At 31.8% G+C, this 24,423-nt stretch carries 15 protein-coding genes and 3 pseudogenes; 10 read left to right on the top strand and 8 right to left on the bottom strand.

Annotated elements, in window-relative coordinates; genetic code table 11:
* The first annotated feature begins 51 nt into the window (after positions 1 to 51).
* Positions 52 to 258: a hypothetical protein gene (locus JJC05_RS13915; RefSeq protein ID WP_235877676.1), complete on the top strand. Its 207-nt coding sequence runs from the start codon at positions 52 to 54 to the stop codon at positions 256 to 258.
* A 282-nt stretch (positions 259 to 540) separates the two neighbouring features.
* Here JJC05_RS13915 and JJC05_RS13910 read toward each other — a convergent pair whose 3' ends face one another.
* Positions 541 to 5,709, bottom strand: a complete 5,169-nt coding sequence (locus JJC05_RS13910; protein WP_235877674.1) for an SdrD B-like domain-containing protein — start codon at positions 5,707 to 5,709, stop codon at positions 541 to 543.
* A 1,150-nt stretch (positions 5,710 to 6,859) separates the two neighbouring features.
* Here JJC05_RS13910 and JJC05_RS13905 point away from each other — a divergent pair.
* Positions 6,860 to 7,096 (top strand): hypothetical protein, encoded by a 237-nt coding sequence (locus JJC05_RS13905; RefSeq protein WP_235877672.1) that lies wholly within the window; start codon positions 6,860 to 6,862, stop codon positions 7,094 to 7,096.
* Between the two features lie 218 nt (positions 7,097 to 7,314).
* Here JJC05_RS13905 and JJC05_RS13900 read toward each other — a convergent pair whose 3' ends face one another.
* Positions 7,315 to 7,782 carry a hypothetical protein gene (locus tag JJC05_RS13900; RefSeq protein ID WP_088394575.1) on the bottom strand — a complete coding sequence of 156 codons (468 nt, stop codon included), beginning with the start codon at positions 7,780 to 7,782 and terminating at the stop codon, positions 7,315 to 7,317.
* Positions 7,783 to 7,787: 5 nt separating this feature from the next.
* Positions 7,788 to 8,550 (bottom strand): annotated as a pseudogene (locus JJC05_RS13895) (MBL fold metallo-hydrolase).
* Between the two features lie 85 nt (positions 8,551 to 8,635).
* On the opposite strand from JJC05_RS13895, the pseudogene JJC05_RS13890 reads away from it, so the two are divergent.
* A pseudogene (locus JJC05_RS13890) lies at positions 8,636 to 10,104 on the top strand (TonB-dependent receptor).
* A gap of 118 nt (positions 10,105 to 10,222) precedes the next feature.
* Here JJC05_RS13890 and JJC05_RS13885 read toward each other — a convergent pair.
* On the bottom strand, positions 10,223 to 10,624 hold the full coding sequence (locus JJC05_RS13885) for a TerB family tellurite resistance protein (RefSeq protein ID WP_088394581.1): 402 nt from the start codon (positions 10,622 to 10,624) through the stop codon (positions 10,223 to 10,225).
* Positions 10,625 to 10,920: 296 nt separating this feature from the next.
* On the opposite strand from JJC05_RS13885, the gene JJC05_RS13880 reads away from it, so the two are divergent.
* Both JJC05_RS13880 and JJC05_RS13875 read left to right on the top strand, forming a co-directional pair.
* Positions 10,921 to 11,334: a DUF1456 family protein gene (locus JJC05_RS13880; RefSeq protein WP_235877670.1), complete on the top strand. Its 414-nt coding sequence runs from the start codon at positions 10,921 to 10,923 to the stop codon at positions 11,332 to 11,334.
* 180 nt (positions 11,335 to 11,514) lie between these two features.
* Positions 11,515 to 12,264 carry a carboxypeptidase-like regulatory domain-containing protein gene (locus tag JJC05_RS13875; RefSeq protein WP_105196593.1) on the top strand — a complete coding sequence of 250 codons (750 nt, stop codon included), beginning with the start codon at positions 11,515 to 11,517 and terminating at the stop codon, positions 12,262 to 12,264.
* A 155-nt stretch (positions 12,265 to 12,419) separates the two neighbouring features.
* Here JJC05_RS13875 and JJC05_RS13870 read toward each other — a convergent pair whose 3' ends face one another.
* The 3 genes from JJC05_RS13870 to JJC05_RS13860 all read right to left on the bottom strand — a co-directional run bounded on the left by JJC05_RS13870 (position 12,420) and on the right by JJC05_RS13860 (position 15,569).
* Complete coding sequence (locus tag JJC05_RS13870) at positions 12,420 to 13,046, bottom strand: DUF2490 domain-containing protein (RefSeq protein WP_258929229.1); 627 nt, start codon at positions 13,044 to 13,046, stop codon at positions 12,420 to 12,422.
* Between the two features lie 287 nt (positions 13,047 to 13,333).
* The gene (locus JJC05_RS13865) at positions 13,334 to 14,890 is read right to left on the bottom strand and encodes an inorganic phosphate transporter (RefSeq protein ID WP_374226313.1); all 1,557 of its coding nucleotides are present in this window, start codon (positions 14,888 to 14,890) and stop codon (positions 13,334 to 13,336) included.
* Between the two features lie 25 nt (positions 14,891 to 14,915).
* The gene (locus tag JJC05_RS13860) at positions 14,916 to 15,569 is read right to left on the bottom strand and encodes a DUF47 domain-containing protein (RefSeq protein ID WP_088393078.1); all 654 of its coding nucleotides are present in this window, start codon (positions 15,567 to 15,569) and stop codon (positions 14,916 to 14,918) included.
* Between the two features lie 162 nt (positions 15,570 to 15,731).
* On the opposite strand from JJC05_RS13860, the gene JJC05_RS13855 reads away from it, so the two are divergent.
* The 3 genes from JJC05_RS13855 to JJC05_RS13845 all read left to right on the top strand — a co-directional run bounded on the left by JJC05_RS13855 (position 15,732) and on the right by JJC05_RS13845 (position 19,600).
* Positions 15,732 to 17,375 (top strand): acyl-CoA carboxylase subunit beta, encoded by a 1,644-nt coding sequence (locus tag JJC05_RS13855; RefSeq protein WP_105196595.1) that lies wholly within the window; start codon positions 15,732 to 15,734, stop codon positions 17,373 to 17,375.
* A 113-nt stretch (positions 17,376 to 17,488) separates the two neighbouring features.
* The gene (locus tag JJC05_RS13850) at positions 17,489 to 19,120 is read left to right on the top strand and encodes a M1 family metallopeptidase (RefSeq protein WP_235877668.1); all 1,632 of its coding nucleotides are present in this window, start codon (positions 17,489 to 17,491) and stop codon (positions 19,118 to 19,120) included.
* 75 nt (positions 19,121 to 19,195) lie between these two features.
* The gene (locus tag JJC05_RS13845; RefSeq protein WP_258929225.1) at positions 19,196 to 19,600 is read left to right on the top strand and encodes a DoxX family protein; all 405 of its coding nucleotides are present in this window, start codon (positions 19,196 to 19,198) and stop codon (positions 19,598 to 19,600) included.
* Between the two features lie 287 nt (positions 19,601 to 19,887).
* Here the strand turns inward: JJC05_RS13845 and JJC05_RS13840 are convergent, their stop codons facing one another.
* Positions 19,888 to 21,192: an NAD(P)/FAD-dependent oxidoreductase gene (locus JJC05_RS13840; protein WP_088393069.1), complete on the bottom strand. Its 1,305-nt coding sequence runs from the start codon at positions 21,190 to 21,192 to the stop codon at positions 19,888 to 19,890.
* 399 nt (positions 21,193 to 21,591) lie between these two features.
* Between JJC05_RS13840 and JJC05_RS13835 the strand changes: the two are divergent.
* Both JJC05_RS13835 and tilS read left to right on the top strand, forming a co-directional pair.
* Positions 21,592 to 22,877 (top strand): annotated as a pseudogene (locus JJC05_RS13835) (anthranilate synthase component I family protein).
* A gap of 237 nt (positions 22,878 to 23,114) precedes the next feature.
* A complete protein-coding gene (gene tilS / locus JJC05_RS13830; RefSeq protein ID WP_105196598.1) occupies positions 23,115 to 24,422 on the top strand; it encodes a tRNA lysidine(34) synthetase TilS in 1,308 nt (435 codons plus the stop codon).
* Position 24,423 lies beyond the last annotated feature (1 nt).

Genomic DNA, 24,423 nt, shown 5'->3' with positions numbered 1-24,423 from the left:
TTACCATCTACATCGATACGAATAGAACCTGTTGTAACAGGGGTTACATCTGTGTTGGCGGTGGTTACTGCAACGCCATTTAACGTATCGACTCCGTTTCCATTATTCGCTAAAACGCTTCCTGCGGCAGTAGTTGCTGTAGTTGAGGTAGCAATCGTACCTAAATTATCATCTTTAGCTATTAAATCGTTTTTAACTTCTACTATAGCAATGGCTCTATCGCAGTTTGCTGGGTTAGCTCCGTTCTCACAGATTTGATACTCTACTTGGTATGTGCCACTTGGTGTGGTAGACCCTACAGTAATCGTACCATCTGTATTTAGTGTTAAGCCTCTCGGAACATTTACACCTGTTAGACTTACTTGACCTACTGCTGCACCTATCGTAACGTTTGATCCGTTTAACTTATCGTTTAACGTTACATTTAGGGTATTACCTCCTGAAGCAACAGTTACTTTGGCATCGTCTACTGCATCAATAGTGTTTTTAACTTCTACAGTTATATTGGCTGTTTTACAGTTTACTGGTGCAGCTCCTGTTTCACAAATTGTATAAGGAATCGTGTAAGTACCACTTGGGGTACCTCGGTTGGATAGTTACATTACCATCTACATCGATACGAATAGAACCTGTTGTAACAGGGGTTACATCTGTGTTGGCTGTCGTTACAGCAACACCATTTAATGTATCGAATCCGCTTCCATTATTCGCTAAAACGCTTCCTGCGGCAGTAGTTGCTGTGGCTGAGGTAGCAATCGTACCTAAATTATCATCTTTAGCTATTAAATCGTTTTTAACTTCTACTATAGCAATGGCTCTATCGCAGTTTGCTGGGTTAGCTCCGTTCTCACAGATTTGATACTCTACTTGGTATGTGCCACTTGGTGTGGTAGACCCTACAGTAATCGTACCATCTGTATTTAATGTTAAGCCTACTGGAATGTTTACACCTGTTAGACTTACTTGACCTACTGCTGCACCTATCGTAACGTTTGATCCGTTTAACTTATCGTTTAACGTTACATTTGGGGTATTACCTCCTGAGGCAACAGTTACTTTGGCATCGTCTACTGCATCAATAGTGTTTTTAACTTCTACAGTTATATTGGCTGTTTTACAGTTTACTGGTATGGCTCCTGTTTCACAAATTGTGTAAGGAATCGTGTAAGTACCACTTGGGGTACTCGGCTGGATAGTTACATTGCCATCTACATCGATACGAATAGAACCTGTTGTAACAGGGGTTACATCTGTGTTGGCGGTGGTTACTGCAACGCCATTTAACGTATCGACTCCGTTTCCATTATTCGCTAAAACGCTTCCTGCGGCAGTAGTTGCTGTAGTTGAGGTAGCAATCGTACCTAAATTATCATCTTTAGCTATTAAATCGTTTTTAACTTCTACTATAGCAATGGCTCTATCGCAGTTTGCTGGGTTAGCTCCGTTCTCACAGATTTGATACTCTACTTGGTATGTGCCACTTGGTGTGGTAGACCCTACAGTAATCGTACCATCTGTATTTAGTGTTAAGCCTCCCGGAACGTTTACACCTGTTAGACTTACTTGACCTACTGCTGCACCTATCGTAACGTTTGATCCGTTTAACTTATCGTTTAACGTTACATTTGGTGTATTACCTCCTGAAATAACAGTTACTTTGGCATCGTCTACTGCATCAATAGTGTTTTTAACTTCTACAGTTATATTGGCTGTTTTACAGTTTACTGGTGTGGCTCCTGTTTCACAAATTGTGTAAGGAATCGTGTAAGTACCACTTGGGGTACTCGGTTGGATAGTTACATTACCATCTACATCAATACGAATAGAACCTGTTGTAACAGGGGTTACATCTGTGTTGGCGGTGGTTACTGCAACGCCATTTAATGTATCGAATCCGCTTCCATTATTCGCTAAAACGCTTCCTGCGGCAGTAGTTGCTGTAGTTGAGGTAGCAATCGTACCTAAATTATCATCTTTAGCTATTAAATCGTTTTTAACTTCTACAGTTATATTGGCTGTTTTACAGTTTACTGGTGCAGCTCCTGTTTCACAAATTGTATAAGGAATCGTGTAAGTACCACTTGGGGTACTCGGTTGGATAGTTACATTACCATCTACATCGATACGAATAGAACCTGTTGTAACAGGGGTTACATCTGTGTTGGCGGTGGTTACTGCAACGCCATTTAATGTATCGAATCCGCTTCCATTATTCGCTAAAACGTTTCCTGCGGCAGTAGTTGCTGTGGCTGAGGTAGCAATCGTACCTAAATTATCATCTTTAGCTATTAAATCGTTTTTAACTTCTACAGTTATATTGGCTGTTTTACAGTTTACTGGTGCAGCTCCTGTTTCACAAATTGTGTAAGGAATCGTGTAAGTACCACTTGGGGTACTGGGTTGGATAGTTACATTACCATCTACATCGATACGAATAGAACCTGTTGTAACAGGGGTTACATCTGTGTTGGCGGTGGTTACTGCAACGCCATTTAACGTATCGACTCCGTTTCCATTATTCGCTAAAACGCTTCCTGCGGCAGTAGTTGCTGTAGTTGAGGTAGCAATCGTACCTAAATTATCATCTTTAGCTATTAAATCGTTTTTAACTTCTACTATAGCAATGGTTCTATCGCAGTTTGCTGGGTTAGCTCCGTTCTCACAGATTTGATACTCTACTTGGTATGTGCCACTTGGTGTGGTAGACCCTACAGTAATCGTACCATCTGTATTTAGTGTTAAGCCTCCCGGAACGTTTACACCTGTTAGACTTACTTGACCTACTGCTGCACCTATCGTAACGTTTGATCCGTTTAACTTATCGTTTAACGTTACATTTAGGGTATTACCTCCTGAAGCAACAGTTACTTTGGCATCGTCTACTGCATCAATAGTGTTTTTAACTTCTACAGTTATATTGGCTGTTTTACAGTTTACTGGTGTGGCTCCTGTTTCACAAATTGTGTAAGGAATCGTGTAAGTACCACTTGGGGTACTCGGCTGGATAGTTACATTGCCATCTACATCGATACGAATAGAACCTGTTGTAACAGGGGTTACATCTGTGTTGGCGGTGGTTACTGCAACGCCATTTAATGTATCGAATCCGCTTCCATTATTCGCTAAAACGCTTCCTGCAGCAGTAGTTGCTGTGGCTGAGGTAGCAATCGTACCTAAATTATCATCTTTAGCTATTAAATCGTTTTTAACTTCTACAGTTATATTGGCTGTTTTACAGTTTACTGGTGTGGCTCCTGTTTCACAAATTGTGTAAGGAATCGTGTAAGTACCACTTGGGGTACCTGGCTGGATAGTTACATTACCATCTACATCGATACGAATAGAACCTGTTGTAACAGGGGTTACATCTGTGTTGGCGGTGGTTACTGCAACGCCATTTAATGTATCGAATCCGCTTCCATTATTCGCTAAAACGCTTCCTGCAGCAGTAGTTGCTGTGGCTGAGGTAGCAATCGTACCTAAATTATCATCTTTAGCTATTAAATCGTTTTTAACTTCTACAGTTATATTGGCTGTTTTACAGTTTACTGGTGTGGCTCCTGTTTCACAAATTGTATAAGGAATCGTGTAAGTACCACTTGGGGTACTCGGCTGGATAGTTACATTGCCATCTACATCGATACGAATAGAACCTGTTGTAACAGGGGTTACATCTGTGTTGGCGGTGGTTACTGCAACGCCATTTAATGTATCAGCTCCGTTTACATTATTCGCTAAAACGCTTCCTGCGGCAGTAGTTGCTGTGGCTGAGGTAGCAATCGTACCTAAATTATCATCTTTAGCTATTAAATCGTTTTTAACTTCTACTATAGCAATGGCTGTTGTACAATTTGAAGGGGTTATATTAGACCCCGTAACTGGATTTGCTTCACATAACTGATATGTAACATTATAAACTCCTGATGGAGTATTGGCCGCTACCGTTATATTTCCTTCTGAATCTACGCTTAATGGACCCGTTGTAACAGGCGTTACATTGGTATTAGCTGAGGTAACCGCTACTCCATTTAATGTATCATTTGTCGTAACATTCCCTGGCACTGTAACTATAGCATTTGTACTCGCAACTGTTATTTTTGGATCATTTACTGCTACTATCACATTTATTGGAATAGGTGTACTAGTAGAAGAGTTATTACCTAGTGTAGGATCAAACTCAATTCCTGTAACAGTAGCAGTATTTACATAACTACCTGTAGCTTTAACCGTTGCTACAATATTTAATGTTTCTATAGCTCCATTTGTTAATGCACCAATAGTCCAAACTCCAGTACCTGAATTATAAGTTCCTACGGAAGGCAAACTACCAACAAAAGTATAACCTGATGGTAGTAAATCATTTACGATAACTCCCGTTGCAGTACTTGGTCCGGCATTAGTTACCGTAAGTGTAAAAGTTACATTACTACCTACATTAGGTGTAGCGTTACTAACTGTTTTTGTTATTCCTAAATTCGAATTAGGGGTAAAATATCCAAAATCATGTGTTAAATTTGACTCAGATATAGACAATGCCTCTGTTTGTATATTTCCTCCTGTGGTTGAAATAGCACTTCCATCGATAACTTTTCCTGTATCAGTCACTCTCACAATATAATCACACGGAAGCAAACCACTCACATTATAAAAACCTCCTACTCCAGTAGTAACAGTTGTTAGTAAAAGATCATCAATATCAATAATTCCATTCTTATTTAAATCATCATGAATATTAATTGTTACTCCAACTATTCCTGTATCTACACTATCAAAAATACCATTGTTATTAGAGTCTCGGTAAACTCTCCTCCCTATAATACCATCTGCAGCAACACATCCACCTGCATCGAACGGACTTGGTATATCCTTTGTAACACCATCAGATGTAGTCACTACTTCCGTATTAGAAATAGTATGAGTACTTGGAAAATATTGTCTAACTCTATCACCAACTAACCATAAATTATTTAAATGATCTTGAGCTATTTGAGATACATAAGTACCACTCCCTGATACTTTAGAAGTATATACCGTATTACTACCAAAGACATAAGTTGCTGGTATTGTATACTCAAAAACTTCACCTCCAAAAGTTCTAACCATTAGATCTCCTATAATAGCAAAATCTCCCATAGATTCAGCTTCGTCAATCTGAATTACAGGTACAGCATTAACTAATGTCAAACCATCAGCTGACATCGTACATTTATAGATTACTGTATCAGGATTAGGTGTACCTGTAAGAGATTGCTCTATCGCTAAATACAAAAATCCCCCATCAAAAGCAGCTCCTCCAGAACCTACACCGGCTGTTCCCAGCGTTATACCTTGAACTGTGACATTTGACGATACCACAACATGTGTATTAGTCGCTATATTGTAAGCATACAAAGTAGTATTAGAAGCTAAATTAGCAGTATTGACATAATACATTATTCTTTTTGCCGCATCAGTAGCAAAAGAATTCAGACCTCCCGTTCCTACTCCGCTTACAAAAGGACTAGTCGTTATAAAAGTAGATTTACCTGTTCTTATATTAACAGAATAAATATTATTATTTACATTCATCAAAAAGCCCCCTTGCTGAAAACCATTCCCACATTGCGAATATGATTTTTCAACGGATAAAAAAAATGACATAATAAAACTCATTAGAAAAATTAAATTTCTAACTTTATGTCCAAATGTTTTTGGTATTTTTTCGACCATATATTATTTTTTTTAAAAATTTTAGAATAAGGTTTTAAAAATATGCTTTCACATATTATACTATTTAAACTATTATCTCTTTAAAATATAAAAATCAATTATTTTCAGAATTTTAAAAAGATATCACTAAAAGTCATACTGATTTACAATAAATGCTTTTACCTTCTATATGAGGTTAAGAATACCCCACAATACCCACAATCAACTAAAAATTTAAATAACCAATACGCTCTATTATATATGATCGTAAGATTATGATTTTTTAATTTGACTTACTTTTTAATACGATAATTCGTTTAAAGACATGAATTATCTAGATAATTTATTTTATTTTTCACCCATATTACACTATTTTAACTATTAAAAAACAAAAAAGACAAATACTTGTTAATTATTTTTAAAAACATTTTTTCACAACAAATTATAAAAAAAAACAGCTAAAATAATAAAAAACAAACTAATAACATCTATTTCATAATTTAATTAATGAAAAACCAAAATAGATAAATAAAACCATCAATCAATATAGTTTATTAATTCAATAGATACTAATTATCATTGATTTAGATATACAAAAGAGTTTCATATTCTAATTAAAACAGAACGAAGAATTTTTTAAATAAAAGAAAGTAAAAATTATTTGCTTTTATTGAGCAAATAAAATGAAGATGGTAACAAAACTAAATGATTTAAAAAAACTACTTTTAGTAGATAGTATGCCTTTGGAAGTGTGCAAATTATTTCATTCTTCGAGAAGTAAAATTTGTAAAGAAATAGTTTTTATATTTAATAAGTCATTTTCTGCTTCTCGAAATTTATATTTTACGTATAGAAACTTGACACAGTATGATCAATAAATGATCCTTTTCAACACTTTTGTTTGTCTTTTACTTGAGTTTTCTATATTCATTATTTAACCCAGATTTCAAAAAAGTAGTGTTCTTTAACAAATGAGAGCTAACTTGTATTTGCGACCGAAGCCTATGTAAAAAATGGTGAATTTATCCCCTCCCAAATTTTGGCTAAAATGCAAAAAGGCTTCCAAATGGGAGCCTTTGAGAGAATCAATGATCAAACACCATCTTATCTCGTATAGAATAATTTTAGCAAAGATATTCTATTTCCTCGCATTTTGATAAAATGAAAATTTATGAAAAATTTCGAAAAAATGCAAATTGTAAATCCCAATGCGGCAGGAATTGATGTTGGATCACGTTCTCATTTTGTAGCCATAGGACAGAATGAAAATCAAATTAGAGAATTTAATGTTTATCAATTGCTTAAAATCAGTTATATAAAATTACGCATTAAACTCGAACGAAGTAAATCGGCGAAGCAAATCCATTCACTTTATTTTCACCATTCAAGCACGTACTCTCCCACTTAGTCATCAAAATAACTCTCTATTTCTTCTTCTATAACTTTCTGTAATCACTTGAATTTATTCATTTTTTTCAAAAAGAAGTCTAATGCGATATCTGGGTTAAATTCAAAAAAGAAAGTTTTAATCCTTAATTTATAGTACATTCCTAAATGTATTAACCAAGAATTAAATACAATAATTTATTTTTTATCTCTCTAAAAGCTATTAAAATAAATTCTTCATTAGGTATTTGGATACATTAAAATTTCTGCTGGTTCAAAAGAAACTTTTCCTGTTGGTTCTACAAAATATTTTAAAATAAGCTCTCCCCAACCCGATTCACCAGTGAAATCAGCAATTATCCATCGATGATTTAAAAAGCGAACTTTATTAATAACCATTCCTTCGTATGAAATTAATGGATTTCCTTTAGGATTATTATTCATTTCAACTAATTGTTCTTTTATTTTCGGCATTAATTGATCTATATCTTGATCCTCAAAATAATCCCTAGCCTTATCGTTATGTACTAATGAAAAATAATCTCCTTCTTCTTTTTCTGCAACAATCTTGGCTATTGAATCTTTTATCTTTTTCTTATATTTTTCAGTTGTTTGGCTATCATGATTAAATTTTTTAGTAGCATACATTAGTTGAAAAATATTCATTAAAACTGAAAAGATGAATCCGTATAAAAGTAATTTTCTCATATATATTAAATAGTTATTTCTAAATTATCATAAGCTACCCACACATTATCTGGTAATTTTTTTGTATTTCTTCATGAAATCCAAACAAATGGCTTATATGGGTTAGATAAGCTTTCTTGGGCTTTACTTTTTTTATTAATGTCAATGCTTCTTCCAAATTAAAATGTGTTTCATGAGGTTCTTCACGCAACGCATTAATTACTAAAACTTCTAATTCTAAAAGTTTATTTAACTCTTTTTCATCAATACTTTTAACATCTGTTAAATACGCAAAACGATCAAAACGATAACCGAAAGTTTGCAAATTTCCATGCCAAGCACTTATAGGCTCTATTTTTTTATCATCAATATTTACTAATTGTCCATTAACTACAAGTGATTTATCTACACTAGGAGCTCCCGGATATTTATCAATCGTTTCAAAGATATAGTCAAATCTTTTTTCTAAATTTTTTAAAACGCGTTCATGTGCATAAATAGGGATATTTCCTTGTCTAAAGAAAAAGGACGTATGTCGTCTAGACCTGCTGTATGATCCGCATGCTCATGTGTAAAAAAAATGGCATCAATTTTGGGGCATTTTGATGAAAGCATTTGTTGTCTAAAATCCGGTCCACAATCTATTATAAATGAGTGATGATCCCATTGAATCCATACAGAAACACGTAAACGTTTATCTCTTACATCCTCACTTAAACAAACAGGATGATCACTCCCTATAACAGGAATACCTTGTGAGGTTCCGGTACCTAAAAAATATATTTTCAATAGAAATGCTTTTTTTTACAAAAATAAATATTATTTGATAAAAAATAAGGCTTTTACTACCTTTGCAAAGTATTTAATTATGAAGATGAAAGATCTACAAAAAGAAATTAGATTAAAAGGAGATAGAGAGATTGAACAAATCCCTTCCATAAGCGATAAAGCACTAAGAATCAATTTAAATGAAAACATCTATGGTACTTTTGCCGAAATAGGTGCTGGACAGGAAACGGTTAGACACTTCTTTAGAGCAGGTGCTTCCTCTGGTACTATTGCTAAAGCAATGAGTGCTTATGACAAAGATTTTAGTGACGCTATTTATGGTATAGAAGATGATGGGCGTTACGTAACAGAAAGTCGTTTACGCAAAATGCTTCAACATGAAATTGAATTAGTTGAACAGCGTTTAAAAAGAGAAAAGCATCCCAACAAATTATTTTTTAGCTACGCTAATACTGTAGCTACTATAGATTTTGCTAAACAATATAAAGGACACGGATGGGTTGGTATTATTTTTCAATTAGATCCAGACGAAGCTTATAACGAAATTATTCTTCACATTCGTTTCAAAGAAAATGATGCAAAACTACAACAAGAAACTTTAGGCAAACTAGGTGTAAACTTAATTTACGGTGCCTTTTATAAATACAATGATCCCAAACGTTTGTTACGTTATTTATATGATCATATAGACAAAGACCAATTAGAAATTGATACTGTAAACTTTTCTGGTCCTCGTTTTAAAGAAGTAGACAACCGCCTAATGAGTCTACAATTAGTACGTAATGGCATGACAGATGCCGTTATGTTTGACCCTAATGCTAAAAACGTATTACCTGCCCAAATTTTATACAAAAAAAAACATTTTAGCTCTTAGAGGCAGTTTTCGCCCTGTTACAAAAGTTAACATGGATATGTATGAAAAATCACTACAAATGTTCCTTCAAGAAAACAAGGTTAAAGAAGAAAATACCCTTGTAGTATTTGAAATTACTTTATCTAACTTACGTTCTGATGGTGAAATTGACGAAAAAGATTTCTTAGACCGTGCTGAACTACTTTGCTCTTTAGGACAAACCGTTTTAATCTCTAATTTTCAAGAATATTACAAAGTTGTAGAGTATTTCTCGAACTACACCAAAGAACGCATGGGACTTGCCATGGGAGTTAACAACTTAATTGATATTTTTGATGAAAAATACTATCGCCATTTAAGCGGTGGAATTCTAGAAGCCTTTGGCAAATTATTCTATCGCGATATGAAAGTATATCTATATCCTATGGAGGATGAAGACGGCACTATTCTTACTTCTCAAAATCTTAAAGTACATCCTAGAATGAAAGAATTATACAAATTCTTTGCTTACAACGGAAAAGTAATTGACATCACAGATTTTGACAAATCACATTTGAAAATATTTTCTCGTGAGGTTTTGAAAATGATCGGATGCGGTAAGCTCCGGCTGGGAAGAAATGCTTCCTAAAGGTATCGCTGAACTAATCAAACGCGATCACTTATTTAGTTGTGATGAGAACAAAAAAATAGAAAAAGTATAATTTTTATAAACAACCCAAAAAAGATATTTTTTACTTCTAAAATCCTCGTAAATCGAATATAATTCCTTTTTTATGAAGATAGGATTAATGTAAATTTCTTCTTTTTTGGGTTATTTTTTTAATTTAACTGTTCCTGAAAAGCCTCTATAACCACACTTGCTTCTAATATTTGATTAGGTGATTTTCCCATAAGATAAAGTACTCTTTTCATCGCACTCGGATTCAACCCCATATTTATTCCTATCTCATATATTCTTTCCTTTTCCCTATTATGTAAGATACCGTCACAGTGCATCAATAAAGCCAATCTATAAAATTGTAAAATACGTTGAAATTCATCTTTCACAACCTGTTTTAATCCTTTCAACTTAAATAATTCTAAAAAAGTAGCTTTATCTATCTCCAACTCTTGTGCTACTATCCAAAGAAAATCATATTCTTTATCGTGTAATTCTCCATCTACAACTGCAAATTCAATCATTTCTTGCAATAAATTAATCTTTTCTCTCTGGCTATTCATCTTTATTTTTTTTGCCAACAAATCTATAATTTTTGCATAGAATATACAAAAACAGTGTGACAATATGAATTCTCTCAAATTAGTTAATCATCTTATGATAATAAAGAAAAGGATAAAACAATATACAAATGCACAGAAACTTTTACAGCAAACATAACTTTACTATAGTGAGAACAAAAATGTTCTATTATTTTAGTTCCTAAATCATTTTTATCTGAAATAAATTTCTAAGGTGTAATTTGGGTTAGACTTCTCATGTAAGATTAAAACCTTATCTTTGACAAAAATTAAATGGCATGACAAATAACGATATTTTTAAAAAATTGAGAGTTGCACTACAACTTAGAGATGATCAAATCGTAGAAATTCTTGAATTAGTAGATTTTAGGATTTCTAAAGGGGAATTGGGTAATATTTTCCGTAATGAAGACCATCCTAAATACATGGAATGTGGTGATCAAATACTTCGTAATTTTTTAAATGGCTTAATTCTTTATTTAAGAGGAAATAAAGAAACTCCTAAAAACCCTTTAGATGTACTTAATCTAAACAAACAAAATATCAAAAAAACTCAATCGGAAAAGAAAGAAAAAAAATCTGACAAAGAATTTAATCCCACAAATAAACAATCTTTTCCTCAAAAGAAAATTAAAAATTCAAACCCTGTTTTTGAACCTGTTCGTTTTAAAAACGGTAAGAAAAAAAATTAAATTTATTGTTTCCTCTCACGGATAAAAACAGGAGGAAACGATCAATCTTTTTATTCCCTCAAAATTTCAATTCCTTATTATGATCCTTTCTTATTTTTCACAAAAAGAGATTGTTAATTTTCTTTTAAACTATATAAAATATCACACGGTTTAACTACTTTCGCAAAGATAACTTTAGTCATGAGATACTTTATATTTTTAATTTTTTTCACATCTTCTATTTGGGGACAAGAAAATATTGTAAAAGGAACTATTATCAATAGTAATACTTTAGTCCCTATTTGGAATGTTAATATTGTTAACACCAACAAAGTCCGCGGGGCTATATCCGATGCCAAGGGTAATTTTGAAATCAAAGCCGATTTAAATGACAATTTACTCATTTCTTGTTTAGGTTTTCAATCTATTGAAATTAGAGTAACTAATGACTGGATAAAAAATCAAAATTTCAGAGTAAAATTAACAGAAAAAGCTTATGCTTTAGAAGAAATTATCATTCCGCCTTACGAACTCACAGGTTATTTAGAAGTAGACTCTAAATTAATTCCTGAAAGAGAGAATTATTGGTATTCTATAGCAGGTCTTACCAAAAGATACGAAGGAGGTGAAAATTCTCCTAATGCTTTTAACAGGGTCATTGGTTCCTTATTTAACCCTGCTGATGCTCTTTATAATTTTTTTGGAAAGAAACCCACTGAACTCAAAAAATTAAAAGAATTACGAAAAGATGACAGTTTACGCAATATATTACAAAATCGTTACGATCGTCAAACTATTTATTTAATGTTTGGTATTAATGAAAAAGAGTTAAACGAGATTTTAGAACGTTGTAATTATTCTGATTCTTTTATGAAAACAGCCAATGATCTTCAAATTTTAGATGCCATTAATGGCTGCTATGAAGAATACAAAATACTTAAGAAAAAATAATTTATTTAAAATATAAACTCTCAAAGAGAATACCTAGAAAGGTTGCAATCTTTCATTTCAACTAACAAGAGAAATCACATAATACTGATAATGTGATTTCTCTCCTATTGAAGTTATGATTGAAATATTTTGTTTCAAAACGAAGTCTATAAAAACTAATCATGATCTGGTGTAGGAGCCTCTACAGGTATACTATTGGATCTATCAATTATAAAATTCAAACCACAAAATATAAAATGTAAATTTGTATTTGCTTTCAAATTAAAATCTCTTTGAAATAAATACCCTAAGGTTACTCCAAAATCTTTAGAAAGTTGGTACCCTCCTCCTACATACATTCTGTTTCTTTTTATAATAGGACTGTCAGGTCCTAAAAATAATTCATCATACACATTTGCAAAAAAAGTATTGGCTTCAACCTTCCTATTATTAATTGGCACAATTACATTCATTCTATCTCTATAACGTTCTGTATTAGTATTTATACTTGTAATAGGATTATAAAAAAGTCTTTTTTCAGCTCTTATCCTATTTTCAATTTTAACACGTCCAAAAGATTTATTATAAGTATACTGTAACCAAAAACGTAGTTCCTCGTTTGAAATACTTTTTTCTCTATAATTAGCATATCTTCCCAAACCTAAAAAAGTTTGATTACTTGAATTTATATTATAACCACTCCCTCCTTTTATTTCATAATAATCAACAGTAGTCAAATCAGCAATTGATCGAGCTTGCAGCTCACCATAAACATACCATTTTTTATTAAATTTATAAGTCAACGAAAGTGTAGAAAACCCCGATAAATGTTCTTTATTTTGTCCTAAAAAAACCCCCTGTAATAAAAAGTAACAGGAAAATTAAAAGATTATTTTTCATGTTTAGTGTTAGATTAAAAATATTAATTTAAAGTTGTGTGTTATCTATTTAAATTGTTATTCTTTTAAAAAAAATAAAAAAAAAGAGGCTAACAATAGCCTCTTCCTAGAGAAATAATATGATTAATTAAAAATTGACAAAATATAGTAAATAATTGCAGCAACTAAAGCGGATACGGGAATAGTTAAAATCAAACCCAAATTAGGTTAATAGTTACGCCCCACCTTACTGCACTTAATCGCTTAGTAGCTCCTACTCCTATAATAGATCCAGTAATAGTATGAGTTGTAGACACAGGAACTCCCATTTGAGAAACTGTGAAAAGTGTTAGAGCACCAGCTGTTTCTGAACAAACACCTTCCAATGGTGTCACTTTAGTAATCTTAGTCCCCATTGTTTTTACGATTTTCCATCCCCCCATTAAAGTTCCTAAGCCAATCATTAAATAACAACCAAAAGCAATCCAGATAGGCATTGTTTTATTTGTAACCTTAGTTTCAACTTTCGCTTTGATATCTTCTTTCAACTTTCCTTTTTCATCTACATACTTTGCAAATATTTTTGCATAACGATAAGCAGGATTTAAATGTTTATCTTTAAAAATAACTTCTTTTGTATCATTATCATGCACATCTTTTTTATCTGTATACACATGCAATGTTGTTAATTCTTTAGCTGCCTTATCAAAATTACTCAGATCAATATTTTCTTTTTTCAAATGTAAAAGAAAAGGATTATTTGGATTTACACCTGCTATTAATTTTTCATCTTCATAAATGTTTTGCTGGGTAGATAAATCAATTATCTTTTTGCCATCTACGTAAACGGTATCTTTATCAAAAATACCTATAGCAGGTTTGAATTTTTTAATTTTACCTTCATCATTTGTATATTTCACCTGTAACACCTCTGTTACCTGTAATAAGCTAGGTACATTTCCTTTTACTTCTCCTCTTCTTACCCCATTAGCATACACAATACAAGCAGCACAAATAATACCCATAACTTTTTGAGAATCGGCTCCACCGTGACCTAATGAAAAAGCGGCTGAGGATAATAGTTGTAATTTTTTATACAAATTACCTTCTTTCATTGCCGTATTATTTTTACCTACAACTAATTCAAAAATGATAAAAATCAAGACAAATGAAGACAATAAAACACCTATAATCCAAATCATAATTGGCTTAATATCAAAAATATCTTTATAAGCCCAAGTCATATAAACTGTAAATAGGGTTAATAGGATATAACACGACAATTTTATAAAGAAATTTCTTTGAATTGTCATGAGTGTAATGATAAAAGAGATAACACCACCAATAATAGGTGCTAAAACAATAAACATTAAGGGTTTTGTAATTTCCTCTAATTTTAGCACATCAAAACCAGCATGTGCCACAGCAGCGCCTGCAAATCCACCAATAAGGGTGTGTGATGATGACGAAGGTATTCCTAACCACCAAGTTAGTAAATTCCATACTGTAGCTGCTAATAAGCCTGATAAAATTACCCATAAGTCAATAACTGAGTTATCTACTGTTTTGGCTACTGTATTACCTACACTCATATCAAAAACCCAATAAGCAGCGAAATTAAAAATTGCAGCCCATATTACAGCTTGGGTTGGCGATAATACTTTTGTTGAAACTACTGTAGCTATTGAATTGGCCGCATCATGAAAACCGTTGACCAAGTCGAAGCCCATAGCTACAACAATTATTATAATTAATAAAGCAAATTCCATTTTAAAAATATAATTTAGAGCGCTATTAAGCGTGTTTAACAGAAATTGCTTCTAAAGTTCTAGATACATCCTTACATTTATCTGTTGCTTTATGCAAAGCATATAACACTTCTTTGTATTTAATAATGTTAATAACATCTGTTTCATTTTCAAATAATTCAGCAACAGCTTTGTCAAAAACCAAATCTGCTTTACTTTCTAATTTATTGATTTTTTTAACAGCACTATTAATTTTGTCTAAATTCTTTAAATCTTTCAATTCTAATACAGCACTATTAATATGAGTACACGCTTCTAGAGTTATTTCCGTTAATTTACGAATAGACTTATTTATCTTAATCACATTATACAAATTCATACGATTAGAAGCTGTATAAATATTATTAGCTACCTCTGTAATCGTAGTAATCAACATGTGAATATCTTCACGATCAAAAGGAGTAATAAAATTTCTACTTAACTCTATATTCATTTTATGATTCACATTTTCAATATCCGCTACTAACTGCTCTACTTGTTTGTAGTAATTAGTTCTGTTTTCCATTTCGCTTTTCCCTATATTTACGGCTTCATGTAAATTTTCAGATAAAGCAAGTAAATCAGCTGTTGCTTTATTAAATAAAGGATAAAAAGTTGTGTCCTTTGGTGAAAAGAATTTTAGTACGTCTCTAAATGCCATTTTTAATCAATTTAATTTCAGATGCGAAAATACCCCCTATATGTTAAGTTAATGTTAAGTCAAGATCAATTGCATATTAATTCTGTTAACAGTCCTTTAACGCTTTTTAAAATAGTTAAAACAGATTTTGTAATTTAGCGCACCGAAATTAAACAATACACTATGGATTTAAACTTTAATAAAAACGAAGATCATAACAGACTTTTATTATCTGAATTAAAACAGCGTTTAGCAAAAGTAAAATTAGGAGGAGGAGAAAAGCGTATTGCTAAACTTCATGCTGAAGGCAAAATGACTGCACGAGAAAGAATTGATTATTTATTAGATAAAGAAGCCACATCAATTGAAATAGGAGCTTTTGTTGGGGAAGGTATGTATAAAGAACATGGTGGTTGTCCTTCTGGAGGAGTTATTGTAAAAGTAGGATATATACAAGGAAAACAATGTATCGTGGTGGCTAATGATGCTACTGTAAAAGCAGGTGCTTGGTTTCCTATTACTGCCAAAAAAAACTTGCGAGCACAAGAAATAGCAATGGAAAATAGACTTCCTATTATTTATCTTGTAGACTCCGCTGGTGTATATTTACCAATGCAAGATGAAATTTTTCCAGATAAAGAACATTTTGGTCGTATTTTTCGTAACAATGCCTTAATGAGCAGTATGGGAATAACGCAAATAGCTGCCGTAATGGGAAGCTGTGTTGCAGGTGGTGCTTACTTACCTATTATGAGTGACGAAGCCTTAATTGTTGATAAAACAGGTAGTATATTTTTAGCTGGTAGCTATTTAGTAAAAGCAGCAATTGGTGAAACAATTGATAACGAAACATTAGGAGGTGCTACTACCCATTGTGAAATTTCTGGTGTAACCGATTTTAAAGCCAAAGATGATAAAGACGCATTGGATAGAATTAAAAGTATTGTAGGCAAAATGGGCAACTTTGATAAGGCAGGATATAACCGAATCAAACCTGAAAAACCTACTTTAGATCCAAATGAAATTTTTGGCATTCTACCAAAATCACGCGCTGAACAATATGATATGATGGAAATCATTAAACGTTTAGTTGACAACTCTGAATTTGATGAATACAAAGCAGGTTATGGTCAAACCATCATTACGGGGTATGCGCGTATTGATGGCTGGGCAGTAGGCATTGTAGCGAATCAACGCTTAATAGCTAAAACTACAGGAGCCAAGACTAAACCTAGCGAAATGCAATTCGGAGGCGTTATATACTCTGATAGTGCCGATAAAGCAACTCGTTTTATAGCTAATTGCAATCAAAAAAAGATCCCTTTAGTATTCATGCACGATGTAACAGGCTTTATGGTCGGTTCTAAATCTGAACATGGGGGAATTATCAAAGACGGTGCTAAAATGGTAAATGCTGTATCCAACTCTGTAGTACCCAAATTTACTATAGTAGTAGGCAATTCTTATGGCGCTGGTAACTATGCCATGTGTGGAAAAGCTTACGACCCTAGATTAATATTTGCTTGGCCAAGCGCTGAATTAGCTGTTATGGGAGGAGCGCAAGCAGCTAAAGTATTAATGCAAATAGAAGCTGCTTCTTTAAAAGCAAAAGGCGAAGAAATTACGCCTGAAAAAGAAGAAGAATTATTTAATAAAATCAAATCACGTTACGACGAACAAGTTTCTCCTTATTATGCTGCTTCACGTTTATGGACAGATGCTATTGTAGATCCACTTGAAACTCGTACTTGGATTTCTATGGGAATAGAAGCCGCTAATCACGCTCCTATAGAAAAACCTTTTAATTTAGGCGTGATTCAGGTTTAGTTAATAACAACTATTTCTTTAAATCATTTATAGTTTATTTAAAATATTCGATAATAAATTATTTTTTATTAAAGCTCATAAAAATCTACCTTTACGCGGTAGATTTTTTTATTATGAGAAAATACATTTTATTTTTATTCCTTTTTTTAAAAATTCAACCTATATCCGCACAGTTAACTGTAGCCAAAGAGCAATATACTCATCGTGACTCTTTACAAGGAGGATTACGAACAGAACGCATCTGTTTTGATGTACAACGTTATGATCTAAACATCAACATTAATATTGATAAAAAATTAATAATAGGTTATAATGATATTACTTTTAAAGTAGTAAATAATACATCAAAAATTCAAATTGATTTATTTGAAAATATGAAAATAGATAGTATTCTTTATCATAATCAAAGGCTTCATTATACACGGGATGAAATAGCTACTTTCATTCATTTCCCTAATACACTTTCAAAAGGAAGTATTCATAAAATTAAGTTTTACTATTCAGGAAATCCTACTCTTGCTAAAAGAGCTCCTTGGGATGGAGGCTTTACTTTTACCCAAGATCCTAACCACAAACCTTGGGTAGCCGTTAGTTGTCAAGGATTTGGAGCCAGTTCTTGGTATCCTGTAAAAGATTCACAAAGTGATGAACCAGACCTAGGTATATCTATTAAAGTAGCTGTTCCAAACGGATTAATGAATGTATCTAATGGACGATTCATTGGAAGTGAAGATCTAAAAAATGGGTATACTCGCTGGGATTGGGAAGTTAAAAATCCTATTAACACTTATGATATCACTGTTAATATTGGAGATTATGTTTTAATTGAAGATTATCATAAAGGCTTAGACCTAAAATATTATGTACTTCGAAATAATGAAACAAAAGCACGAAAACACTTTGAAGAAGTAAAACCTATGCTAGATTGTTTTCAATCAAAATTTGGTCCATATCCTTTTAAAGAAGACAGTTACAAATTAGTAGAAACTCCTTACTTAGGAATGGAACACCAAAGTGCGATAGCATACGGAAACAAATATAAAAAAGGATATCAAGGGAGGGATTTATCAGGAACTGGTATTGGTCTTTTATTTGACTACATAACAATACATGAAACAGGACATGAATGGTTTGGCAATAGTATAACCAGCAAGGACATAGCTGATATGTGGATACACGAAGCCTTTACTATGTATTCAGAAGTAGCTTTTATAGAGTGTTTATATGGATATGAAAAAGCACTTGATTATTGTGAAGGCCTGCGCATAAATATAGCGCATGATCGCCCTATAATAGGTTCTTTTGGCGTAAATAAGGAAGGGAGTGGCGATATGTACTACAAAGGTGCTAACATGTTAAATACACTCCGCCATGTTATAGGTAAAGACAAATGGTGGGATATTTTATTAAAGTTCTCTACAAAATATAAAAAACAAATTATTGAAGGGAAAACGGTTATTGATTTTTTTAATAACGAATCAAAAATGAATTTAACGCCTATATTCAATCAGTATCTAAAGTACGTAACAATTCCTGTTTTAGAAATTCAAAAAAAAGAAGAAAAATTTGAAATTAGATGGGTTACCGAAGAACCTAATTTTGAAATGCCAATAGAATTGTTTATTAAAAATCAAAAATACACAATGCTTGTTTCCAATAATTGGAAATTAATACCTTTTCATATAAAAGAAATAAATGATATTAAACCTAATAAAAAATCATTTTACATAAAATACACTCCATAAAAACAAAACAATACATTGATTTTTAGTATATTAGCTTAAAATATTTAAACTTATAGCTATGGGAACTGTAAAAATTTGAATAAGTGGGCAAATGCACACACTTATTACTCATTAGATTTATTGAGAATTTTTATAGGTGTTTTTTTATTTATGAAAGGTGTTTCTTTTATGACAAATACCGTTTATTACACGCAATTAACAGAACCGATTAAAAATTTTGGTGGCGGGATGTTAATTGTGCATTATGTTATGGCTGCTCATATAGTCGGTGGAATTATGATTGTGTTTGGATTGTTAACTCGCTGGTCAATAATGGCACAAGTTCCTATATTAATAGGCGCATTCTTGGTAAACTTTATTGATGAAATGAATTATACAAATCTGATTTTGTCTTTTCTCTTATTATCTATTTGTACTTTCTTTCTTTTTTATGGAAGTGGTAAGCACTCCGCTGATTATTATTTTAAAATGGGACAATGATAACTTAAACCCAGATTCCGCATTAGACTTCGTTGTGAAACAAAATTTTTCAATAAATTCAAGTACTCACAGAAAATTTAGAAGATGAAATAGTCAACTATTACGATGAATAAAATTGGAGTACGTGCTTAAATTGGAAGAAAAATAAAGTGAAATAGATTTTTAATACGTAATCCGAGTAAAAGAAGGACACTATCTCTTTACATACTCTAAAAAAGTAATTAGTCCTAAATTAGTTCATATAAAAATGGCTTAAGTTTAAAAAATTAAACTTAAGCCACAATTTACTAAATCTCATCACTAGTAAATGTAATAAAACTTTTCTTTTTGTAAGGACGAATAATTAAACGTCCTTCTCGATCAAAACGGATGTAATTATAAACCCAATTTAAAAAAACAACCGCTTTATTTTTAAATCCAATCAATGAAAACAAGTGCACAAACATCCATACAAACCAAGCAAAAACACCATTAAAATGGTATTTAGGCAAGTCTACAACAGCTAAATTCCTACCAATAGTTGCCATAGAGCCTTTATCATCATACACAAAAGCTTTCATAGATTTATTTTGTTGTAAATTAAGTAGATTATCTGCTAATAAATTTCCTTGTTGTATGGCAGGTTGTGCCATCATAGGATGTCCTTGTGGATACAGTTCATTTTCCACAGAAGCAATGTCTCCTATGGCAAAAATATTTTCAAATCCTTTTACTTGATTAAACTCATTCACTCTTATTCGTTTCACTCCTTTGACAACAGATTCTTCGGGCAAACCATGTATACAAGCTCCTTGAACCCCTGCCGTCCAAATAACAGTACCTGCATCTAAAACAAGATCTGTATTTGTAGTAATCGTTCGCCCATCATAATTCGTTACACGTACATTTTTCCAGATTTTAACCCCTAATTCTTTCAAAAATTTTTCAGACGCTACTGATGATTTTTCCGTCATAGTATTCAAAATTCTATCACCACTTTGTATCAAATGAATTTGCATCTTTTGTACATCTAAATCTGGATAATCTTTTTGAAAAATTGCTTTTTTCATCTCAGCTAAAGCTCCCGCTAACTCAACACCTGTAGGTCCTCCCCCTACTAAAACAAAATTCATCAAAGCATTCCTTTCAGTTTCATCCTTTGTTAAAACAGCTTCTTCAAAATTTTCAAGAATTAAACTACGAATATTAAGTGACTGTGGAATGGTTTTCATGGACATTGAATTGCGTTCTATTTCCTTATTTTCAAAATAATTGGTTTTAGATCCAGTAGCAATAACTAAATAATCATAATGTATATCCCCTATTTCTGATAAAACTTTTTGATGTTTAGTATCAATCTCTTTTACGGTAGTTAATCTAAAATAAAAATCTGAACATCCTTGAATAACTTTACGGATAGGATATGCTATGGAACCTGCTTCTAATCCTCCTGTAGCAACCTGATACAATAAAGGTTGGAATGTATGATGATTATGCTTATCAATCAGTACAACTTGAAATTTTTTATTTTTTAGTTTCTTGGCTAAAGCAATACCAGCAAAACCACCTCCAATTATAACAACTCTTTTTTTTGAACTTTGTGGAATATTCATTAGTTAAAGGACTTGACGTTTTAAAGTTTTAAAATTAAGAAATATCTCCATAAAAAAATTATTATTACTATAAAGTGATTTAAACTTTTTCAATTGACTCCAAAAATGATTTTTCTGCCTCCAATTAAAAAAATTAAAACGCTTCTATAATCTCAAATTACACTTTTAAAACAACTTTGAATCTAAAAAAGTACCTCATATTTTGTCCTAATTACAGGAAAATACATCTGCAATAAAAATTTATTATCCTTTTATCTTCTTTCCTTTTTCTTTTTCTTCAAAAAGTCTGTCCCATAATCTGGAATAATCTACTTTTTACGTACTCTAATAACTTTTTAAAGCTCACTTATTTTCTATTTTGTAAAGTATGTAATATTTTAGCCTCTTAAAAAAAATATTTTGAGAGTCACAAAAAAAATAAATATTGATCCTATAACGATCAAAAAAAAACTATTATACTGGGCAGAAAATTTCCGTGAAGTAGCTTATCTAAAAAGCAATGACTATCCACAACAATATAGTTCTTATGACTTAATTGTTGCTGTAGATGCTTTTACTTCCCTAAAAACAGATTATATTAATGCTTTTGATGATTTAAAACAATATCAACAACAAACCAATGATTGGCTATTTGGTTACTTAGCTTACGACCTAAAAAATGATATTGAATCGCTAGATTCTAAAAATCATGATGGATTAAACTTTTCCGATTTATTTTTTTTCAGCCTAAAAAAATATTTTTCTTAAAAGGGAACGAACTAGAAATTGCTTATTTAAATATGTGTGATGATGAAATTGATTCCGATCTTGAAGAAATTTTAGAAAAACGAAAAACGAAAAACGAAACTCAAAAATCTGAAATTATAATCCAACAACGTATTTCAAGGGAGCATTATATAAAAAAAGTGAATCAAATGTTGACTCATATCCATAGAGGCGATCTCTATGAAGCTAACTTTTGTATGGAATTTTATGCTGAAAACGGTAAAATCATTCCTTCACAAGTTTTTCAAGAATTAAATAAAATTTCGAAACCGCCTTTTGCTTGTTTTTTTAAAAATCATATCCATTATTTACTATCTGCTTCTCCTGAGCGTTATATAAGGAAAGAAAATCAAAAAGTCATCAGCCAACCTATTAAAGGAACTTCTAAACGATTTGAAGATCTCATTTTAGATACAAATTCTAAAACTGAATTAGAACAAAATCCTAAAGAACGGTCTGAAAATATTATGATAGTAGATTTAGTTCGAAATGATTTAGCTCAAACAGCTATAAAGGGCTCTGTACAAGTAGAAGAATTATGTACCATTTATTCTTTTAAACAAGTACACCAAATGATATCAACAGTTGTTTCTGAAGTAAAAAGCACAACTAATCCAGTTGACATCATAAAAACTACTTTCCCTATGGGAAGTATGACGGGTGCTCCTAAAATTTCAGCTATGCAAATTATAGAGGAATTAGAAGAAACTAAAAGAGGTTTGTACAGTGGAGCTGTAGGCTACTTTACTCCTTCTGGTAATTTTGATTTTAATGTGGTTATTCGTAGTATTTTATACAATTCTGACAATCAGTATCTTTCTTTTTCTGTAGGCAGTGCTATTACCGCATTATCTGACCCTGAACAAGAATATGAAGAATGTTTATTAAAGGCTAAAGCCATGCGTGAGGTATTAAGCTGAGACACAAGATTATTCCAAAAAATTAGATAAAAAATATTTTTAAGTTTCATATCTCATTCTTAAATTACATTCACCTTTATAATTTTTATCATTAAACAATGAATTATATTACTTTCTTATTTCTGTATCGGATCCAACGAAACTTAAAAAAGGTATTTACATCTTAGTTTGGATTTTTTAAATAATTTCAATCCTATGAAAACTCCTTTTTATTACAAATAAAGTTAATTTTACAAGATGCTGACACAATTACGCAATCATATTCATCAAAATCTTTCCTTTTTAAATGGTAAACATTTACTTTTAGCTGTTAGCGGGGGCATTGATAGTATTGTTTTATTAGATTTATTTTCAAAGTTAAACTTACAAATAGCTATTGCACATTGTAATTTCCAATTAAGAGGTGATGAAAGTAATAAGGACGAAGAATTTGTAAAATTTAAGAGTCAAAAATTAAAAATTAAAAGTTTTATTAAAAATTTTGAAACGCAAATATATGCGAACGACAATAAACTCTCTATTCAACAAGCAGCACGTGAATTACGCTATAATTGGTTTTATGAATTATTAAACACGCAAGGATTTGATTATTTACTAACCGCGCATCATTTAGATGATTCATTAGAAACATTTTTAATCAATTTTACCCGTGGAACAGGTATTGAAGGACTAACAGGAATTCCTGAAATAAACGACAAAATTGTACGTCCTTTATTAATTTTTTCTCGTGAAGAAATTGAAAAATACGCAACAGAAAATAAAATTCAATGGAGAGAAGATGCAAGTAATGCTTCCGACAAATATTTCCGAAATAAAATCAGGCATCATGTTGTTCCAATCCTAAAGGAATTAAATACAAATCTATTAGGTTCTTTTCAGAATACGCTTAAAAATTTACATCAAACAGAATCTTTAGCAAATGATTCTATTAAAAAGGAATTCGATAAAATAGCCATTAAAAAGGAAAATAATATTTATTTTGATATTTTAAAATTACAATCTTTATCTAACTATAAGGCTTATTTATACGAATGGCTCAAATTATACGAATTTCAAGATTGGGGTGCTATTTATGATTTAGTAGAAAATCAATCGGGTAAACAAATTTTGTCCGATCATTACCGATTAATAAAAGATAGAAATATTCTTATACTAACTGCAAAACAAACACCCTCAACTTTAGAGTTCCTTATTTCTAATGAAACTGATTACATTGTAAACCCAATAAAATTGCGTTTTTGTAACTCAGGTTACAATACAATACCTACAAAATCTTCTATTTTTGTAGATAGGGAAACGTTAAAGTTTCCTTTAAAAATTAGAAAATGGCAAGAAGGTGATTATTTTTACCCTTCTGGAATGAATGGTAAAAAAAAAGTGAGTAAATACTTTAAAGATGAAAAATTTTCATTAATTGATAAAGAAAACACTTGGCTTTTACTTTCGGACAATAGAATTGTTTGGATCATCAATCATAGAGCAGATAATCGTTTCATAGCCCATTCCGAAACAAAGAATATAGTAAACATAATTTTCACAAAATGAA

Source organism: Flavobacterium davisii (assembly GCF_019565505.1).
Classification (GTDB): Bacteria; Bacteroidota; Bacteroidia; order Flavobacteriales; family Flavobacteriaceae; genus Flavobacterium; species Flavobacterium davisii.
This window is presented reverse-complemented; position numbering and strand designations above follow the sequence as displayed.

Excerpts from the sequence above, each read along its gene's own strand:
- JJC05_RS13910 (WP_235877674.1), bottom strand. The coding sequence starts at position 5,709 with ATGGTCGAAAAAATACCAAAAACATTTGGACATAAAGTTAGAAATTTA.
- JJC05_RS13905 (WP_235877672.1), top strand. The coding sequence starts at position 6,860 with ATGAAAAATTTCGAAAAAATGCAAATTGTAAATCCCAATGCGGCAGGA.
- JJC05_RS13900 (WP_088394575.1), bottom strand. The coding sequence starts at position 7,782 with ATGAGAAAATTACTTTTATACGGATTCATCTTTTCAGTTTTAATGAAT.
- JJC05_RS13885 (WP_088394581.1), bottom strand. The coding sequence starts at position 10,624 with ATGAATAGCCAGAGAGAAAAGATTAATTTATTGCAAGAAATGATTGAA.
- JJC05_RS13880 (WP_235877670.1), top strand. The coding sequence starts at position 10,921 with ATGACAAATAACGATATTTTTAAAAAATTGAGAGTTGCACTACAACTT.
- JJC05_RS13875 (WP_105196593.1), top strand. The coding sequence starts at position 11,515 with ATGAGATACTTTATATTTTTAATTTTTTTCACATCTTCTATTTGGGGA.
- JJC05_RS13865 (WP_374226313.1), bottom strand. The coding sequence starts at position 14,890 with ATGGAATTTGCTTTATTAATTATAATAATTGTTGTAGCTATGGGCTTC.
- JJC05_RS13860 (WP_088393078.1), bottom strand. The coding sequence starts at position 15,569 with ATGGCATTTAGAGACGTACTAAAATTCTTTTCACCAAAGGACACAACT.
- JJC05_RS13855 (WP_105196595.1), top strand. The coding sequence starts at position 15,732 with ATGGATTTAAACTTTAATAAAAACGAAGATCATAACAGACTTTTATTA.
- JJC05_RS13850 (WP_235877668.1), top strand. The coding sequence starts at position 17,489 with ATGAGAAAATACATTTTATTTTTATTCCTTTTTTTAAAAATTCAACCT.
- JJC05_RS13840 (WP_088393069.1), bottom strand. The coding sequence starts at position 21,192 with ATGAATATTCCACAAAGTTCAAAAAAAAGAGTTGTTATAATTGGAGGT.
- tilS (WP_105196598.1), top strand. The coding sequence starts at position 23,115 with ATGCTGACACAATTACGCAATCATATTCATCAAAATCTTTCCTTTTTA.